Raw genomic sequence first — 17,787 nt, forward strand, 5'->3', positions numbered from 1 at the left:
GCTGCTCCTTCGTCGGTGGGTCAGCGGACCAGGCAGGGCCGCTGGGGGTCGAACTGCCAGCCGGGCACCAGGTAGCGCATGGCCACCGCGTCGTCGCGGGCGCCGAGGCCGTGTTCGCGGTAGAGCTCGTGCGCGGCGGCCAGCGCGTCGCGGTCCAGTTCGACACCGAGACCGGGGGCGTCCGGGACGGCGACCGCGCCACCGGAGATCCGCGGTGGCCGCCGGGTCAGCGCCTGGCCGTCCTGCCAGATCCAGTGGGTGTCGAGCGCGGTGATCGGGCCGGGGGCGGCGGCACCGGCGTGGGTGAACATCGCCAGTGAGATGTCGAAGTGGTTGTTCGAGTGCGAACCCCAGGTCAGCCCGGAGTCCGCGCAGAGCTGGGCCACCCTGACCGACCCTCGCAGGGTCCAGAAGTGCGGATCGGCCAACGGGATGTCGACCGCGTCGGCCCGCAGCGCGTGCGTCAGCTGGCGCCAGTCGGTGGCGATCATGTTGGTGGCGGTGCGCAACCCGGTGGCACGGCGGAATTCCGCCATCGTTTCACGCCCGGAAAACCCGCCCTCGGCCCCGACCGGGTCCTCGGCGTAGGCGAGCACACCGTGCAGGTCACGGCACAGCGCGATCGCTTCGTCGAGCTTCCAGGCGCCGTTCGGGTCCAGCGTGATGCGGGCGCCGGGGAAGCGCTTCGCCAGCGCGCGCACGGCTTCGATCTCTTGCTCCGCAGGGAAAACGCCGCCCTTGAGCTTGAAGTCGGCGAAGCCGTACCGCTGTTGCGCCGCCTCGGCGAGCGCGACCACCGACTCCGGCGTGAGGGCGGGCTCGCGGCGCAGCCGGTCCCAGTCGTCGGCGGGGTTTTCCTCGGCCACGTAAGGAAGATCGGTGCGTTCCCGGTCGCCGATGTAGAACAGGTACCCGAGCATCGGCACGGTGTCGCGCTGCTGACCGTCGCCGAGCAGTTCGGCCACCGGCACGCCGAGGTACTGGCCGTGCAGGTCCAGCAGCGCCGATTCCAGCGCGGTCACCGCGTGCACGGTGGTGCGCAGGTCGAAGGTCTGCCGGCCGCGCCCGCCGGCGTCGCGGTCGGCGAAGGTCGCCGCGACCCTGCGCAGCAGCGTGGCGAACCGCGCCACCGGCTGCCCGGTGAGGAGCGCGCCCGCCTCCTCGATGGTTTGCCGGATCGCCTCACCGCCGGGCACTTCACCGAGGCCGGTGCGGCCCTCGTCGTCGGTCACGATCGCCACATTGCGGGTGAAGAACGGGCCGTGCGCGCCGCTGAGGTTCAACAGCATGCTGTCGTGCCCGGCCACCGGCACCACCTCGACGGTGGCGATGGCGGGCCCGGTCATCGGGCGGCCTTCTCGATCAGGGTGGCCAGCTCGGCCAGTTCGCCCGCGGTGAGATCGGTCAGCGGCGGGCGGACCGGGCCGCCGTCGCGGCCGACGGCGGTCAGCCCGGCCTTGATGATCGAGACCGCGTAGCCCTTCGACCGGTCCCGGATGTCGAGGTAGGGCAGCACGAATTCGGACAGCTTGCGATAGACGGTGGTGTGGTCCTGGGCGCGGACGGCGGCGTAGAAGTCCATCGCGAACTCGGGCACGAAGTTGTACAGCGCCGAGGAGTAGGTGGAGACGCCGAGTTGCAGCAGCGGCAGGGCGAAGGTCTCCGCGGTGGGCAGCCCGCCGATGTAGATCAGCCGGTCGCCGACCCTGGCGTAGGTGCGGGTCATCCGCTCGATGTCGCCGACGCCGTCCTTCAGGCCGATCAGGTTCGGGTTGCGCTCGGCGGCTTCGGCCACGGTGACGTCGGACAGGATCGCGTTGGCGCGGCTGTAGACGACCACGCCGAGCCGGGTCGCCCGGCACACCGCGGTGATGTGCTCGACCAGCCCGCGCTGCGAAGCCTCGGTCAGGTACGGCGGGAACAGCAGGAGGCCGGACGCCCCGGCGGCTTCGGCGGCCTGTGCCTGCTCGACCGCGACGGCGGTCGCGCCGGTGGCCGGGGCGACGACCGGGAGGGCGCCCGCCACCTCGCCGACGGCCGCCCGGACCACCTGGTCGATCTCGGCCGGGGTCAGTGAGAAGCCCTCGCCGGTCCCGCCGGCGGCGAACAGCCCGGCCGCGCCGCAGTGCGCCTGCCAGGCCAGGTGCTCGCGGTAGCGCGGCTCGTCGAAGGCCAGTTCGGCGTCGAAGTGGGTCACCGGGAAGGACAGCAGCCCGGAGGTGAGCTGGGTGGCCAGAGCGTCGGGCTGCATCGGCGTCACGGTGTCTAGTCCCCTTGGGTCCGGTGGCTCCGCGTCGTGGCGCGGCGGTCACGGTCACCGTAAGTACCGAACTCGATGCTTGTCCAAGTGCGGTTTCGCATTGCTTGATACCCCGAGGGCATCAAAGCTTCCGATCGGGCTCACGGGAGCGGGGTGAAGTCCTTCAGCACCTCGAGCGCGCGCCACAGCGCCGGGTTCGGGGAGTCGCGCCGCCACAGCAGGTGCAGTTCCGCGGGCTGGGGCACGGCGGTCGCCAGCCGGACGAAACCGACGCCCGCGATGGACAGCCGGGCGGCCGAGGCCGGCACGAACGCGATGCCGCGCCCGGCCGCGACGAGCCACAGCATGGTCAGCACCTGGCTGACCGTGTGCACGGTGTTCTGGTGCGCGATCGGCACGATCCCGACCACCAGGTCGTAGAAGTACCGGGCTTCGGTGGGGGAGTGCATGATCACCGGCTCGTCGGCCACGTCGGCGGCGGTGACGTCCCGGCCCAGCCCGAGCAGCAGGTGCCCGGTGGGCGCGGCGATCAGCATCGCCTCGCGGTGCAGCAGGTGCGAGCTGAAGGTCTTGAGGTCGAACGGCGGCCGCGCGAGGCCGAGGTCGATCTCCTCGTTGCGCAGCCCGGCGACCTGCTCGCGGGTGACCATCTCGCCGAGGTCGACGTCCACCTCGGGCAGTTCGGCGCTGAGCCGGTTGAGCAGCCTGCCGAGCACGCCGTAGGTCGAGGCCGCGGTGAACCCGATGCGCACCATGCCGGTCGAGCCCGACGACACCCGGCGCGCCAGTTCCGGCGCGGCGTCGGCCAGCGACAGCAGCCGCCGCGCTTCGAGCAGGAACACCTCACCGGCGGCGGTCAGTTCGACGCGGCGGTTGTCCCGCACCAGCAACTGCGCGTCCACCGCGCGCTCGAGCTTCTGGATCTGGCGGCTCAGCGGCGGCTGGGTCATCTTCAACCGGGCCGCCGCCCGGCCGAAGTGCAGTTCGTCGGCCACGGCCACGAATCCGCGGAGCTGTTCCAGCGTGAACGTCATGCCCTGAAGGTATCAATCCATGCCTTATCGGATTTGGACAGACATCGAATGCCGCCAATACGCTTCCGGGCCTCTGGCCGCTTCTCGAAGGAGAGAACGACATGACCAGGAACCTCGGCGTACGCCGATGGGCCGGGCTCGGCCTCGGGTTCGCCCTGGCCGCGACGCTCACCGCGTGCGGCGGCAATCTGGGCAGTGGCGGGAACGCCCGGGTGCAGGACTACCCGAACGGCGACCCGGTCACCGTCTACGCGGGGGCGGATCCCGGCGGCAGCACCGATCTCATCGCCAGGGCACTGGCCGACGGCGTGACCGGCGACCTCGGCGTCGCGGTCACCGTGGAGAACAAACCGGGGGCGAACGGCGCGCTGGCGGCCAGGGAACTCAGCGGCAAGAAGCCGAACGGGCACACGCTGATGGTCTACAACGGCAGCCTCGCCTACATCACCCCGCTGGCCGTGCCAGGGAAGCAGGCGATCGACATCGCCGACTACGAGGTGGTCACCGGGGTCTCGCAGGACGACTACGTGCTGGTCACCGCGCCCGGTTCGGGGTTCGCCACGATCGAGGACCTCAAGCGCGCCGGGCGCCCGCTCACCTACGGCACCACGGGCGCGGGCACCGGCAGCCAGCTGGCGCAGGCGCTGCTGTTCGCGCAGGCCGGGCTCGACGGCACGGCGGTGCCGTTCGACGGTGGTTCGCCGACGATGACCGCGGTGCTCGGCGGGCAGGTCGACGTGGGCGCGGTCCAGCTGGGGGAGGCCAGCGAGCAGATCGTCGCCGGGCAGCTCAAGCCGATCGTCACCTTCGCCGAACGGCGGCCCGCGTACCTGCCGGGCACGCCGACCGCGGTCGAAGTGGGTTACCAGGTGCCGGTGCAGCAGTCCCGCGCGGTGTTCGCGCCGAAGGGCACGCCGGTGGAGATCCTGCAGCGGCTGCGGGCGGCGTTCCAGCGGGTCTTCGCTTCGCCCGCCTACCAGCGGTTCAACCAGGACAACCTGCTCACCCCGAACGAGGTCGACGGCGCCGAGCTGCGGCGGCAGTGGACCACGAACCTGGAGACCTACCGCGCGGTGGCGCAGCAGTACCGCATCGACCTGGGCAGTGCGAAGTGACCGCGCCGGAGGAGAACGTGACCGACCCAGCCGGAGCGCCGGAGGACCAGCCGCCCGCCGCCGGATCGCTGACCAACGCCATCACCGCGCTCGTGCTCGTCGGCGCCGGTGTCGCGGCGGTCGTGGCGTCCTGGACGCTGGGCGTGGGCACCGCCCGCGAACCCGACTCCGGTATGTGGCCGCTGCTGGTCGGCATCGCGCTGATCGTGCTGGGAGCCGCGCTGCTGGCGAAGTTCCGCACGCCGTCGGATGCCGAGCGCTTCACCCGGTCCGGCTGGCCGGTGCTCGGCGGCCTGGCGACGATGGTCGCCTTCGTCGTCGTGCTCGAACACGTCGGGTTCGAGATCCCGGCCGCGCTGCTCTGCTTCGCCTGGCTGCGCTTCCTCGGCCGCGAAAGCCTGCGAGTGTCCATTGTGGGCAGTCTCGCGGTGGTCGCGGTGTTCTACGCCGTCTTCGTCGGCGCCCTGTCCGTGCCCATCCCGCACCTGCTCTAGGAGGGTCCGTGGACCTGACCCCCGTACTGGCCGGCTTCGGCGTCGTACTGGAACCGGCGAACCTGCTCTACTGCCTGCTCGGCGTGGTCATCGGCATGCTGATCGGCGTGCTGCCGGGCCTCGGCCCCGCGGCCACCATCGCCATCCTGCTGCCGATCACCTACGGCATCGAGCCGGTGACCGCGATCATCATGCTGGCGGGCATCTTCTACGGCGCGCAGTACGGCGGCACGATCACCTCCGTCCTCCTGCGACTGCCCGGTGAGGCTTCCTCGGTGGTGACCGTGTTCGACGGGCACGCCATGGCCCGGCAGGGCCGGGCGGGCACCGCGCTCGGCATCGCGGCGATCGGCTCGTTCGTCGGTGGCACGGTCTCGATCGTCGCGCTGTCGTTCCTGGCGCCGCTGGTCGCCGGGTTCGCACTCGACTTCGGGCCGCCCGAATACACCGCGCTCGCCCTGCTCGGCATCCTGCTGGTTTCGACGGTCAGCAGCGGCAACCGGCTCAAGGCGCTGATCGCCGCCTGCCTCGGACTGCTGCTGGCGACCGTGGGCCGGGACGGGTTCACCGCGGCCGAGCGGTTCACCTTCGACAACCTGTCGCTGGCCGACGGCCTGGACTTCGTGCCGATCGCCATGGGCCTGTTCGGGCTCGGCGAGATCCTCTACAACCTCGAGCAGCGGCACCGCACGCCCGACGCGCCGGTGTCGGTGGCGAACGTCTGGCCGTCCCGAGCGGACCTGAAGCAGTCTTCGGGCGCCATCGGCCGGGGCTCGGTGCTCGGGTTCGTGCTCGGGATCCTGCCCGGCGGCGGCGCGACGCTTTCGTCGCTGGCCGCGTACGCGATCGAGAAGCGGCGCGCCAAGGACCCCAGCCGGTTCGGCAAGGGCGCGGTCGAAGGCGTCGCCGGGCCGGAGACGGCGAACAACGCCGCCGCGACCTCGTCGTTCATCCCGTTGCTGACCCTGGGCATCCCGGCGAACGCCACCATGGCGGTGATCTTCGGCGCGCTGCTCATCCAGGGCGTCACGCCCGGCCCGCAATTGGTCAGCGAGGAGCCGGAGTTGTTCTGGGGCGTGGTGAACTCCATGTACCTCGGCAACATCCTGCTGCTGATCATGAGCATCCCGCTGGTCGGGCTGTTCGTGAAGATCCTGCGCGTGCGCCCGGCCGTGCTCGCGCCGATCACCGTGCTGATCACCCTGGTCGGCGTGTACACGGTCAACAACGACGTGTTCGACATCGTGCTGGTGATCGCGTTCGGCGCGCTCGGGTACCTGATGAAGAAACTCGGGTTCGACCCGGGACCGCTGGTGCTCGCCTTCGTGCTCGGTTCGCTGCTGGAGGAGTCGCTGCGGCGCTCGCTGCTGATCTTCGACGGCAACCCGGCGGGCTTCTTCACCCGGCCGATCTCCGGGGTGCTGCTGGCCGCGTTCCTGCTCGTGGCGTTGCTGCCGGTGGTGCGGTCCCTGGTGCGGCGTCAGCGCCGGTCGCGGGAGAGGAGTTCGGCGAGCACCCGGGTGTAGCGCTCGGGGTCCACCCCGCCGGGCACGTCGCCGAAGAACTCCGCGGTGAGGAAGTAGCCGACGGTCGCGCAGAGCAGGACCGTCGCGGCGGCGGCCGGATCGCCGGACCCGGTTTCCAGGTCACCGGCGATCCCGGTCAGCCCGCCTTCGACGAGCACCTCCTGCACCCGGCGCACGAGGTGCGGCATGGTGGCGCGCTCGCGGATGAGGATTTCGATCAGCGGCCGGACCTCGCGCAGGAACTCGAGGTCACCGGCGAGGCGTTCGGCGAGCGGGCGGCCGGGATCGCGTTCACGCTCGGGCCGGATTTCGCGCAGCCGCGTCAGTTCCCGTTCCACCACCGCGTCCAGCACGGCCCGCTTGGACGGGAAGTGGCGGTGGAACGAGCCGGTGCCCTCGGCCAGGCCGACACCGCGCTCGAGCGAACTGATCGTGGTGCCCGCGAACCCGCGCTCGGCGAACTGCCGCAGCGCCTCGTCCATGATCCGCGCACGCGTCTCGCCGGGCATGTCCGCAAGGGTACTCTTGCGCGACGCAAGGGAACCCTTGCATACTCGCCGGTATGGCGATCCGATGGCGTGCGGCGGCCCTGCTCCTGCTCCTCCCGCTGGCGGTGCCCGGGCCGGTGGCCCAGGCCGCTCCGGCGGTGCCGATCCCGCGGGTGCCCGCCGGATTCCACTGGGGTGTGGCCACCGCGGGGTTCCAGTCCGAGGGGGCGGCGCCGGACAGCAACTGGCGGCGCTACGTCGACGGCGGCGCCGAAACGGTGCACGACCCGTACGCCAACGCCGTCGACTTCCGCAACCGCTACGCCGCCGACATCGCGCTGGCCGCGGACATGGGCGTGAACACCTTCCGGCTGAGCGTGGAGTGGCCGCGGGTCGAACCGCGGCCCGGGGAGATCGACCAGTCGGCACTGGCGCTCTACGACGACATGGTGCGCGAGGTCAAGGCGGCCGGGATGACGCCGATGATCACGCTGACCCACTTCACCCACCCCGGCTGGATCGTCGACCGCGGCGGCTGGACCAACGCGTCCACTGTGGACAGCTGGCTGAACTTCAGCAGGCTGGTGGTGCAGCGCTACGCCGGTCAGGGCGCGCTGTGGATCACCTTCAACGAGCCGACGATCTACCGCAGCTTCGAAGAGCGCAACGGGCGGCTGAACCTCTTCCAGTCCGACGCGATGATGCGGAACCTGGTCACCGCGCACCGCCGCGGCTACGACCTGATCCACCAGCTCGACCCGGGCGCGAAGGTGAGCAGCAACCTGGCGGTCAAACCGCCGCCGCTGCAGTGGTTCGACGACGCGTCCTTCGTGGACAAGGTGCGCGACAAACTGGACTTCGCCGGGATCGACTACTACTACGGCGCCAGCCTGGACAACCTGAGCGCGATCCACGGTGCCTTCGACGAGTTCTGGAAGATCGACCCGCAGCCGGACGGGCTGTACCACGCGCTGAAGACCTACCACCGCAAGTTCCCGGAACTGCCGCTGTACGTGGTGGAGAACGGCATGCCCACGGACAACGGCAAGCCGCGTGCCGACGGGTACAGCCGGGCGGACCACCTGCGTGACCACGTGTACTGGCTGCAGCGGGCGATCGCCGAAGGCGTCGAAGTGATCGGCTACAACTACTGGAGCATCACGGACAACTACGAATGGGGCAGCTACCGCCCGCGGTTCGGGCTGTACACAGTGGACGCCCTGACCGACCCGGCACTGACCCGCCGCCCGACCGAAGCGGTCCCCGCTTACCGCGACATCATCTCCGGCGCTGGAGTGCCGGCCAACTACCTGCCGAAGCGGCGGCCCGCGTGGTGCGCGTTCGCGGACCTGAGCACCTGCTTCGGCCCGGTCCCGCTGGCCACTCAGCCCGGCGCTTAGCCCCCAAGGCCACTTGCCCGGAAGGCGGTCACGGAGTCGAAAGCGGGCTGGGGTGGTGGGTGCCAGGGGCGGGCACCGGCGAGGAAAGCCGGGCGGCGGGCGGTGGGGGCCAGCGGGCCCAGCCGGGTGCCCGACGGCAGGACGATGCCGGTGCTGACCGCTTCGAGCAGGGTTTCGGCCATCGGCACGCCCAGGTCGTGCCACGGGTCGAGCCCGCGTTCGGCGGCCTCGCGGTCGAACACCACCACCGGCCAGCGGTCCGGGTCGTCCGCTGCCCAGGTGTCCCAGAACAGCCGGTCCGAAGCGCGGGTGGCGCCCCAGGCGAGCAGCCCGGGGGAGGGGCGGAACCGCTGCGCGGCGGTGCGGCACAGGTGGTGCGTCTGCCGCACCCAGGTGCCGTAGTCGAAGCGGCCCTCGCGCTCGCAGGGCGTGTGCAGCCACAGGGTGGCACCGATTTCCAGCGGACCGCAGGCCGACGCGAGCGTCCGGTAGTCGGCGGGCAGCCGGGTGCCGAGCCAGGACTCCACGGCCGGCCAGTCGACCGGCAACGGGCCGGGCGTGCCGAACAACGCCGTGAGTACCGAGACGTCCATGGCGATCCATGCTCACATGGCCACGGGCGGGCCGAATTCCCTTTCAGCACCAGCTGAAACTCCCCGCGGGTCACCTCGGGCGCGGCCGGTTCGTCAGTGAAGTGGTACATCCCCTTCATCGGCTAGGAGCGTCCGTGACCCTCGCGTTCTTCCTGATCACCGGCCTGACGATCGTGCTCAACCTGATCTTCGCCATCGCGGACTACCTGCGGGCGGATTTCGTGCTCGCGAACTCGAGCCGGGTGCACGTCCCGCACTCGTGGCTGACCATGCTCGGCACGGCCAAGCTCGCCGGTGCGCTCGGCCTGGCCGCGGGCTTGTCCGGCCTGCGGTACCTCGGCATCGCCGCCGGTGCCGGGCTGGTGCTGTTCTTCACCGGCGCGGTGCTCGCCCACCTGCGGGCCCGGGTGCTGGACACGATGGCGTTCCCGGCGGTGATCCTCGCGCTTTGCGGGGCCTCGCTCTGGCTCGCGATCGCTCACTGAGTGGCGAAGTGATTGACGAGGCGGGCACGTCCGGTCAAGCTGTCGTTTACAAATGTGGACGTTGTTCACATGTATGAATAGTGACGGCTTCTGGGGAAAGGTCTTGGGGCATGGACGTGACTCGTCGTCAGTTCGGTTTTCTCGCCACAGCGGTGCCCGTGGCGGCGCTCGCCGCCGGGGCGCCGGCGGCCGCCGCGGCGCCGGACGTGCCCGCCGCGATGCGCCGGGCGGCGGTGTTCTTCGACGAGCAGCTGTCCCACCGCGGTGGGTACGTCTGGAGCTACCTGCCGGACCTGTCCCGCACCTGGGGTGAGATGGAGGCCGGGCGCACCCTGTGCTGGGTGCAGCCGCCCGGCACGCCGTCAGTCGGGCACAGCCTGCTCGACGCCTACCACGCCACCGGCGACGAGGCGTTCTGGCGCGCCGCCGAACGCACCGGCCTCGCGCTGGCCGAGGTGCAACTGCCCGGCGGCGGCTGGAACTACGTGCACGACTTCGCCGGTGAGCACGCGCTGCGCCGGTGGTATGAAACCGTCGGCGCGAACGGCTGGCGCCTGGAGGAGTTCCAGCACTACTACGGGAACGCGACCTTCGACGACGCCGGGACGTCGACGGCGGCCCAGCTGATCCTGCGCCTGTACCTGGAACGCCGCGACCACCGGTTCCGCGCGGCGCTCGACCGGGTCATCCGGTTCCTGCTGAAGGCGCAGCTCAAGGGCGGCGTCACCGACGGCGGCTGGCCGCAGCGCTTCCCCCGGGTGTCCCGCGCGGTGTCCGACACGCCGTGGCCGGACGTGCTGCCGCCGTGGCTGCCCGCCGACATCCGGCACGGCATGGAGGACGGCGACTACACCGGCCACGTCACCTTCAACGACGACGTGCTCGGGGAGAACATCAAGTTCCTGCTGATGTGCATGTCCACCCTGGGCAAGGCCGAACTGGCCGGGCCGATCCGGCGGGCGATGGAGTGCCTGCGGCGGCTCCAGCAGCCCGGACCGCAGGCCGGGTGGGGACTGCAGCACCTGGCCCGGGCGGCGGGCGGGCGACCGGCTGGGGCGCCGGCGGGCGCGCGGTCGTACGAACCGCGGGCGCTGACCACCCACACCACGCAGACCAACGTGCAGCAGCTGTTCCACTACTTCCGGCTGACCGGGGAGCACTCGTACCTGGAGCGCGTGCCGGAAGCGCTGGCGTGGCTGGACAGTTGCCGGCTCACCGCGCAGCAACTCGAGGAAAACCCGTTGCTGGCGGGGAGGACGCACCCGACCTTCGTGGAACTGGGGACGAACCGGGCGCGGTTCGTGCACCGGTTCGGGTCGAACGTGCGCAACGGCGCCTACTACTCCGACCACGACCACCGGGCCACGCTCAGCCACTACTCCGGGGGCCGCTCGGTCGACACGGCCGCGATGCGGAAGACCTACGACGAACTGATGGCGCTCTCACCGCGTGAGGTCGCCGATCTGCGCGGGCGGTCGCCGCTCAGTGGTGAGGCGATCCCGTTGCCGCGGTACTTCTCCCTGCGCGACCTGCAGTTGACCGACCTCTTCCGCGACGCACCGTTGCCGCTGCCGGTGGTCACGGACGCGGATGCCTTCGCGCTGGTCGACAAGCTCGGCGGCGGCGACTACTGGCTCACGGCCACCGACGCCACCACGAACCCGTACCGGGGACCGGCACCGTCCACTCCGTACAACGGCAAGGCGTACACGAGCAAGCACGTGGGCGATCTGTACGACACCTCGCCCTACGACCCGGCCAGCCCGCCGGAGGAGCCGCCGTACCAGCCGGTGGAACGGCCGCAGGTGATCAGCACCAGCACCTACGTGGCGAACATGGGCAAACTCATCGCCTGGACCGCGAGCTAGCTCCTTGTATAACACCCTATACCGCGCCCCTTGATTGCTATGAGTGGGGCATTACTAGCGCCCACCCGTCGCCCGCCACCACCCTCAACGGAGCTGCGCGCTGTCTGCTCAATGCAAGTAAAGCCCCACTCATAGCATTCGACCAGGGCGGCTCGAAGGCGATTCGGGTTTTGCTGAATCGACTATGGGGCGGGACGGGCGCCAGTACTCTCCGCCCCATGCCCACGTTTCTCGAGTTGCAGGACGACGCCGCCCTGTTGTCGTTCGAACACCAGCTGCACCTGTCCGAGCGGGTCGGCGAGCACAACTGGCACGTCGACCTCGCCCAGCCCCGGTTCGACTTCGCCGGGGAGAACCCGCTCGTCTGCGACCGCGTGCACCTGCTCGGCAGCGCCGCGCCCGGCCCGCGGTCGTGGCTGTGGAGCTGGGCCAACCCGTTCGGCTACCGCGCCGAAGTGCTGGAGATCGCCTTGCGCGCCAAGGAGTTCGGCGAGCGGCACGGCATCCGCGAGCTGTCCGAGGCGGAGATCCCGTTCGACGCGCTGCCGGGTTCGCCGACGGAGCCCGCGCACGTCGCGTCGCTGATGATGGAGGCCGCCAAGGCCGCCACCGGCCACTGGTCCGGCTATCAGGGGCCGACCGGTGGCGGCACCCGCGCGGGCTTCCTGCTGGACCACCCCGAACTGAGCCTGCCGGCCCCCACCTCGCCCCGGACCATGCGCGTGCTGCAGCAGGGCATGATGGAACTCCGGTTGCACGACCACCGCCGCGCGGTCGGCTCGTACGCGGTCAACCGCGGCCTGGAGGTGTCCGGCGACGACGGTCCGATGTGGATCGCCGGGCCGGACTTCCGCATCGGCGTCGAGTTCAACGAGCAGAACTTGATGACGAAGATGTCGGCGACACTGGGCGCCCCGGGCTGACCGGTTCGAGCTTGGCCGGCCACCAGATGCGCCTGCCGAGATCGGTGGCGAGCGCGGGCACCAGCAGCGAGCGCACGATCAGCGTGTCCAGCAGCACGCCGAACGCCACGATGAAGGCGAGCTGGGCGAGGAACAGGATCGGGAGCACGGCCAGCGCGGAGAAGGTCGCCGCGAGGACCACCCCGGCCGAGGTGATCACACCGCCGGTCAGGGTGAGCCCGCGCAGCGTGCCTTCCCGCGTGCCGAGCCGCTTGGCCTCCTCGCGGACGCGCGTCATCAGGAAGATGTTGTAGTCGATCCCGAGCGCGACCAGGAAGACGAAACCGAACAGCGGCACCACCGGATCGGCGCCGGGGAAGTCCAGCACGTGGTTGAACACCAGCGCCGAGACGCCCATCGTGGTGGCGAACGAGAGCACCACGGTGGCGATCAGCAGCAGCGGCGCGAGCAGGGAGCGCAGCAGCAGGGCGAGCACGAGGAAGATCATCACCAGCACGATCGGGATGATCACCAGCCGGTCGCGTTCCGAGGTCAGCTGGGTGTCCAGCAGGGTCGCGGTCGGGCCGCCGACCTTCGCTTCGGCACCGTCGACGGAGTGCACGGCCGCGCGCAGGCGTTCGATGGTCGCGGTCGCCGCCGAGGAGTCCGGCGGGTCGGTGAGGGTGGCCTCGATCTTGGTCAGCGCGCCCGCCGGTTCGGCGCGCAGATCGGAGACGCCTTCGACGCGCGCGGCCGCTTCCACCGCCGGGGCCTGCGCGGTGTTCGCGATGATCACGGTGGGGGAGCCGGTGCCGCCGGGGAAGTGCCGCGAGAGGACCTCCTGCCCGGCGACCGAGTCGACCGGGGTGAGGAAGACGTCGGACTGCGCGGTGCCGGAAGCCTTGAGCTGCGGCAGGAACGCGGCCCCGGCGAGCAGCACCAGGACGGTGGCGATCCAGATCGCGCGCGGCGCGCGGGAGATCCACCCGGCGACCCGGCCCCACAGGCCACCGGTCTCCGGGTGCGGTGAGCCGAGCGCGGGGCGGAACGGCCAGAACGAGGCCCGCCCGCACAGCGCGAGCACCGCGGGCAGGAAGGTGATCGTGGTCAGCAGGGCGGCGCCGATGCCGATCGCGGCGACCGGGCCGAGGCCCTTGTTCGAGTTGAGGTCGCTGAACAGCAGGCACAGCACGCCGAGGATGACCGTGCCGGCGGAGGCGGCGATCGGCTCGATGGTGGCGCGCCAGGCCGACCGCAGCGCGATCTGCTTGTCGGCGGTGTCGCGCAGTTCTTCGCGGTAGCGCGAGACCAGGAGCAGCGCGTAGTCGGTGGCGGCGCCGAAGACCAGGATGAACAGGATGCCCTGGCTCTGCCCGTTGAGCGCGAGCACGTCGTTGTCGGCGAGCAGGTACACGGTCAGGCTCGCCAGCCCCAGCGCGAACACCGCCGACAGCAGCACCAGGAACGGCAGGATCGGGCTGCGGTAGACGATGATCAGGATCAGCGCGACCACCGCGCCGGCGACCAGCAGCAGGAGCCCGTCGATACCGCCGAAGGCCTCGCCGAGGTCGGCCGCCTGCGCGGCCGGGCCGGTGACCAGCACGGTCAGCCCGTCCGGTGCGCCACTGCCGAGCGCCGCACGCAGCGCTTCGACGCCCTCGCCGGGGTCGGTCCCGGCTTCGAGCAGCACCACCACCCGGGCCGCCTGGTTGTCCTGCGGGGCCGGGAGCACGGGCGACGCCCCGGCCAGACCGCGGGTCCGCTCGGCGAGGAACTGCTTGTCCGGCTCGGTCAGCCCACTGGCCCGCTCGATCACCACGATGGCCGGGATCGCTTGCGGCCCACCGAGTTGCTTCTGCAGTTCGGCGACCTCGGTGGCCTCGGCCGAAGCGGGGAGGAAGGCCGCGGAGTCGTTTTCGGCGACCTCGGCGAGCTTCCCGGCATAGGGTCCGCTCACCGCGCCGAGGGCGAGCCAGCCGACCACCAGCAGGGCCGGGAGCAGCCAGCGCAGGCGCGAGCGCGAGGTGGAGGTGCGATCGGCGATCATGGGATGATGTCCTCGTCTGTTACTTCGGCGAGCGGATATTTCGATGACCGAAACAGTAGGCCGGAGCCGGGCGAGCGGCAAATCGAAAGGGGTGGCGTGAGCGTGCACGAGGGCGCTGACCAGCGGCGGGTCGACGATGAGGTGCTGATCACCCTGGTCCGGCGGCTGACCGTGGAGTCCGACCGGTTCGCGGAGATGTTCGGGGAGGCACACGGCCTGCACCGCACCGACCTGAACGCGCTCGCGGTGATCATGGACGCGGCCCGGCACGGCGCGCCGATGAGCCCGAGCCAGCTCGCGACGGCGCTGCACCTGAGCGCGTCGGCCACCACCTCGGTGCTCGACCGCCTCGAGCGCGCCGGTCACCTGCACCGGGATCGCAGCGCCACCGATCGCCGGAAGGTCGAACTGCGGATGCACGAGCAGGCACGCGAGATCGGCTCGGCCTTCTTCCAGCCGCTGGGCAGGCGGTTCGCCGAAGCCTGGCAGGACCTCGGCGACGACGAGCGCCGGACGATCGCACGGTTCCTCGAACTGACCATCGACGCGACCACCGAAGTCCGCGGCGGGCTGACCGCGGATCCGTATAGTCCGTAGGCCCGGTTCCCTCGGCCCCGGCGGACAACGGAGTCCTCATGGCACACCCCGCAGACCACACAGCGCCCGCGACGAAGCGGAGGCGGACGCGTGAAGAGCGGAAGGTGCTGGCCAGCACCCTGGCAGGCACGACGATCGAGTGGTACGACTTCTTCATCTACGCCCAGGCCGCCGGCCTGGTGCTCGCGCCGCTGTTCCTGGCCCCGGTGAGCAAGGCCGCACCCGGGCTGGCCACGGTGATCTCGCTGGCCACCATCGGCATCAGCTTCCTGTTCCGCCCGCTCGGCGCGATCGTCGCCGGGCGCTACGGCGACAAGCTCGGCCGCAAGAAGATGCTCGTGCTGACCCTGGTGCTGATGGGCGTGGCCACCGCGCTGATCGGCGCGCTGCCCACCTACGACGACATCGGCGTGACGGCCCCGATCGTGCTGATCGTGCTGCGCATCGTCCAGGGGTTCTCGGCGGGCGGGGAGTGGGGCGGTGCCGCCCTGATGTCCGTCGAGCACGCGCCTGAGGGGCGTCGCGGGCTGTTCGGCGCCTACCCGCAGGTGGGCGTGCCGGTCGGGCTGATCCTGGCCACCGGGGTGCTGTGGATCATGACCACGGTGACCACGCCCGCCCAGTTCCAGTCCTGGGGCTGGCGGGTGCCGTTCCTGTTCTCCGTGGTGCTGATCGTGCTCGGCTACGCGATCCGGCGCGCGGTCGAGGAGAGCCCGGTCTTCCAGGAGATGCTGCGCCGCCGCAAGGAGTCCTCGGCGCCGCTGCGCGATCTGTTCAAGCACAACACCAAGCAGGTGGTGCTGACCGCGTTGATCTTCGTCGCCAACAACGCCGCCGGGTACCTGGTGATCGCCTACTTCATCTCCTACGGCACCGGCACGCTCAAGCTGTCGCGGCCCTCGGTGCTGCTGGCCATCGTGGTCGGTTCGTTCGGCTGGCTGGTCTTCACCCTCTACGGCGGCGCGCTTTCGGACCGGATCGGCCGCGTCCGCACCTTCCAGCTCGGGTACGCGCTGGTGTTCGTCTGGATGATCCCGCTGTTCCTGCTGATCGACACCCGCAACATCTGGCTGTTCGGCCTGGCGATCTTCGTGCTGACCATCGGGCTCGGCCTGTCCTACGGCCCGATGTCGGCGATGTACGCCGAGCTGTTCCCGACCGCGGTGCGGTATTCCGGGGTGTCGATCGGGTACGCGCTCGGCGCGATCCTCGGCGGCGCGTTCGCCCCGACCATCGCCGAACTGCTGGTGCAGAACACCGGCTGGGCGCCCTCGGTCGGGCTCTACATCATGGCGCTCTGCGTGGTTTCCTTCGTCGCGGTCTCGGCGGTGAAGGAAACCAAGGGCAACGACCTGAACGCCTGATCAGCAGCCCGGGGCGGGCGTGGACCTCGCGGTCGCGAACTCCACGCGCAGTTTGTCGTTGCGCGGCACCAGGAAGGCGGTGCCGCGCGACGCCCGCCAGTTCGCCGGGAGGAACACGTACTGGCCGCCGGACTGCAGGAGCAGCTTGAGCCCGGTGTACCGGAACTTGTAGGCGCTGTCGGGCTGGGCGCAGACGTCCTCGCGCACGCCCTCGGCGCTGATGTTGAGGCTCTGCGCGCTGTACAGGGTCGCGGCCGGTCTGGACCGGAGCCCGGCCGCGACCTCGAACGCACTGCGCGTGCTGGCCGCCCCCGCGTAGTCCGCGACCGCCCACATCAGGGCGAAGGCCGTCAGGAGGTAGGCGCACACCCATTCGGCCACCGACAACCGGGAACGCCGCCTGCCGGAGCTCGCACCCAGCCGGTGCCAGGCCCCGGCCAGCAACCCCACGCCGAGCGCGAGGCCCAGGCCCGGCAGCCCGGCGAGGTGCCGGAACGGCGCCGGGTCGTCGATCACCGCCACGGCCAGTCCGATGAGGACGGTGCCGGTGACCCCGGCCACCGGCGTGCCCACCCGCAGCAGCCGTTCCCAGGTGGCGGTGGAGAGCCGGTGCCGCAGCGTCCGCGTGAGGCCGAGCAGGAGGAACCCCGCGCCGGCCGCCGCGCCGATCGGCAGCACCAGCCCGTTGACCCCGCGGCCGAAGATCTCGTCCGCGGTCTGCCCCAGCACGGTGTAGTGCACGCGGAAGTAGCCGAAGTACGTCTGCGTGTAGAGCAGGCCGAAGTAGTACAGCAGCGCGGTCAGCAGGGTGATGTTCGCGGCCACCGACGCGAGCACCCTGGCCGCGCGGCCGGTCCTCGGCTCTTCGGCGGGCGGGCGTGCCCGCAGCCGGTGGTGGCGCGGCGCGGCCACCGGCTCAGGTGCCCGGACCGGACTTGGGTTCCGGCTCCGGTTCCGGCTCGGGTCCCGGTTCCTGCTCGGGTTCTGGCTGGGGATCGGGAACCTCCGGGTCGGGCTTTTCGGCTTCCTCCACCGGTTGCTCACCTGGCCGGCACTTCCTGGCCTGCACGACGATCCGGCCACCGGGCCGCACCGGCGACGGCGTGATCGAGGCGACGCAGTTGCCGGAACCTTCGATGACCACCTTCACCCCGCAGCTGTTCTCGCACTCGGTCGCCAGTTCCCCCAGCAGGGCGTTGCGCACCTCATCCGGAGTGGCCCCGCCGCCGTAGATGTCGTCGCTGTAGTTGATGGGGCTTCGCGGGACGTCCGCCGGCTCACCGGGTTCCCCCGGCTGCTCACCCGGCTCGCCGCCGCTGTCGTCCCCGGTACCGCCCGGCTCTTCAGCGGGCACCTCCGCGGTCTGGGTGCCGCTGGGTACCCCGGCCGGGTCCTCCGCCGGGTCGGTTCCGCCACCGCAGGCCGTCAGCACCAGGCACAGGGCGGCAATAGTTGTCCGTTTCATCGCTTTTTCACCTTCCCCTCACCGGGGAGGACGGTCACCGGGCCCAACCTGATACACCCTTCGCCCGGATGGCGGTACCGGTGTGGAGAAGGTGTCCACCTGTGCCGGTGGATCGTGGCCGGTCTCTCCCTGGGACGGGCGCGGCCGGA

The 17,787-nt window shown here is 70.9% G+C and carries 17 protein-coding genes; 9 read left to right on the forward strand and 8 right to left on the reverse strand.

The features are described 5' to 3' along the window. Positions 1-20: 20 nt before the first annotated feature. The 3 genes from L3Q67_RS30365 to L3Q67_RS30375 form a co-directional block, all read right to left on the reverse strand. Positions 21-1,346, reverse strand: a complete 1,326-nt coding sequence (locus L3Q67_RS30365) for a glucarate dehydratase family protein (protein ID WP_499184850.1) — start codon at positions 1,344-1,346, stop codon at positions 21-23. Continuing rightward, entirely contained in the window at positions 1,343-2,251 is a 909-nt protein-coding gene (gene kdgD / locus L3Q67_RS30370; protein ID WP_499184851.1) for a 5-dehydro-4-deoxyglucarate dehydratase, read from the reverse strand. Before kdgD ends, L3Q67_RS30365 begins: the two co-directional genes overlap by 4 nt. Before the next feature lie 149 nt (positions 2,252-2,400). After that, a complete protein-coding gene (locus tag L3Q67_RS30375; RefSeq protein WP_499184852.1) occupies positions 2,401-3,294 on the reverse strand; it encodes a LysR family transcriptional regulator in 894 nt (297 codons plus the stop codon). A gap of 101 nt (positions 3,295-3,395) precedes the next feature. On the opposite strand from L3Q67_RS30375, the gene L3Q67_RS30380 reads away from it, so the two are divergent. From L3Q67_RS30380 to L3Q67_RS30390, 3 genes are read left to right on the forward strand one after another with little or no spacing between them, the layout of a single operon-like run. After that, the gene (locus tag L3Q67_RS30380; RefSeq protein ID WP_499184853.1) at positions 3,396-4,409 is read left to right on the forward strand and encodes a Bug family tripartite tricarboxylate transporter substrate binding protein; all 1,014 of its coding nucleotides are present in this window, start codon (positions 3,396-3,398) and stop codon (positions 4,407-4,409) included. Then, a complete protein-coding gene (locus tag L3Q67_RS30385; RefSeq protein WP_499184854.1) occupies positions 4,406-4,903 on the forward strand; it encodes a tripartite tricarboxylate transporter TctB family protein in 498 nt (165 codons plus the stop codon). The genes L3Q67_RS30380 and L3Q67_RS30385 overlap by 4 nt, the downstream gene beginning before the upstream one ends. Positions 4,904-4,911: 8 nt before the next feature. Further along, the gene (locus L3Q67_RS30390) at positions 4,912-6,429 is read left to right on the forward strand and encodes a tripartite tricarboxylate transporter permease (RefSeq protein WP_499184855.1); all 1,518 of its coding nucleotides are present in this window, start codon (positions 4,912-4,914) and stop codon (positions 6,427-6,429) included. Here the strand turns inward: L3Q67_RS30390 and L3Q67_RS30395 are convergent. After that, positions 6,384-6,938 carry a TetR/AcrR family transcriptional regulator gene (locus L3Q67_RS30395; protein WP_499184856.1) on the reverse strand — a complete coding sequence of 185 codons (555 nt, stop codon included), beginning with the start codon at positions 6,936-6,938 and terminating at the stop codon, positions 6,384-6,386. The genes L3Q67_RS30390 and L3Q67_RS30395 overlap by 46 nt on opposite strands. A gap of 53 nt (positions 6,939-6,991) precedes the next feature. Between L3Q67_RS30395 and L3Q67_RS30400 the strand changes: the two genes are divergently transcribed. Continuing rightward, positions 6,992-8,317 (forward strand): glycoside hydrolase family 1 protein, encoded by a 1,326-nt coding sequence (locus tag L3Q67_RS30400; RefSeq protein WP_499184857.1) that lies wholly within the window; start codon positions 6,992-6,994, stop codon positions 8,315-8,317. Here the strand turns inward: L3Q67_RS30400 and L3Q67_RS30405 are convergent. Beyond that, positions 8,314-8,910, reverse strand: coding sequence for a hypothetical protein (locus L3Q67_RS30405; protein WP_499184858.1), 597 nt, complete (start codon positions 8,908-8,910; stop codon positions 8,314-8,316). The two genes, L3Q67_RS30400 and L3Q67_RS30405, sit on opposite strands and share 4 nt — an antisense overlap. 134 nt (positions 8,911-9,044) lie before the next feature. Here L3Q67_RS30405 and L3Q67_RS30410 point away from each other — a divergent pair, with 134 nt between their 5' ends. The 3 genes from L3Q67_RS30410 (at position 9,045) to L3Q67_RS30420 (ending at position 12,186) form a co-directional block, all read left to right on the forward strand. Further along, a complete protein-coding gene (locus L3Q67_RS30410; protein WP_499184859.1) occupies positions 9,045-9,395 on the forward strand; it encodes a DoxX family protein in 351 nt (116 codons plus the stop codon). 110 nt (positions 9,396-9,505) lie between these two features. Then, positions 9,506-11,263 (forward strand): pectate lyase, encoded by a 1,758-nt coding sequence (locus L3Q67_RS30415; RefSeq protein ID WP_499184860.1) that lies wholly within the window; start codon positions 9,506-9,508, stop codon positions 11,261-11,263. Positions 11,264-11,481: 218 nt separating this feature from the next. Beyond that, complete coding sequence (locus tag L3Q67_RS30420; RefSeq protein WP_499184861.1) at positions 11,482-12,186, forward strand: DUF6882 domain-containing protein; 705 nt, start codon at positions 11,482-11,484, stop codon at positions 12,184-12,186. On the opposite strand, the gene L3Q67_RS30425 is transcribed toward L3Q67_RS30420, so the two are convergent. Further along, positions 12,131-14,212, reverse strand: coding sequence for an MMPL family transporter (locus tag L3Q67_RS30425; RefSeq protein WP_499184862.1), 2,082 nt, complete (start codon positions 14,210-14,212; stop codon positions 12,131-12,133). The genes L3Q67_RS30420 and L3Q67_RS30425 overlap by 56 nt on opposite strands. A gap of 102 nt (positions 14,213-14,314) precedes the next feature. Here L3Q67_RS30425 and L3Q67_RS30430 point away from each other — a divergent pair, with 102 nt between their 5' ends. Then, positions 14,315-14,809 (forward strand): MarR family winged helix-turn-helix transcriptional regulator, encoded by a 495-nt coding sequence (locus L3Q67_RS30430; protein WP_499191680.1) that lies wholly within the window; start codon positions 14,315-14,317, stop codon positions 14,807-14,809. 38 nt (positions 14,810-14,847) lie between these two features. Beyond that, positions 14,848-16,173, forward strand: a complete 1,326-nt coding sequence (locus L3Q67_RS30435) for an MFS transporter (RefSeq protein ID WP_499184863.1) — start codon at positions 14,848-14,850, stop codon at positions 16,171-16,173. Here the strand turns inward: L3Q67_RS30435 and L3Q67_RS30440 are convergent, their stop codons facing one another. Continuing rightward, positions 16,174-17,085, reverse strand: a complete 912-nt coding sequence (locus L3Q67_RS30440; RefSeq protein WP_499184864.1) for a hypothetical protein — start codon at positions 17,083-17,085, stop codon at positions 16,174-16,176. A 4-nt stretch (positions 17,086-17,089) separates the two neighbouring features. Continuing rightward, positions 17,090-17,638, reverse strand: a complete 549-nt coding sequence (locus L3Q67_RS30445) for a hypothetical protein (protein ID WP_499184865.1) — start codon at positions 17,636-17,638, stop codon at positions 17,090-17,092. Positions 17,639-17,787 lie beyond the last annotated feature (149 nt).

Origin of the sequence: Saccharothrix sp. AJ9571, from assembly GCF_021725495.1 — a bacterium.
GTDB classification, from domain to species: domain Bacteria; phylum Actinomycetota; class Actinomycetes; order Mycobacteriales; family Pseudonocardiaceae; genus Amycolatopsis; species Amycolatopsis magusensis.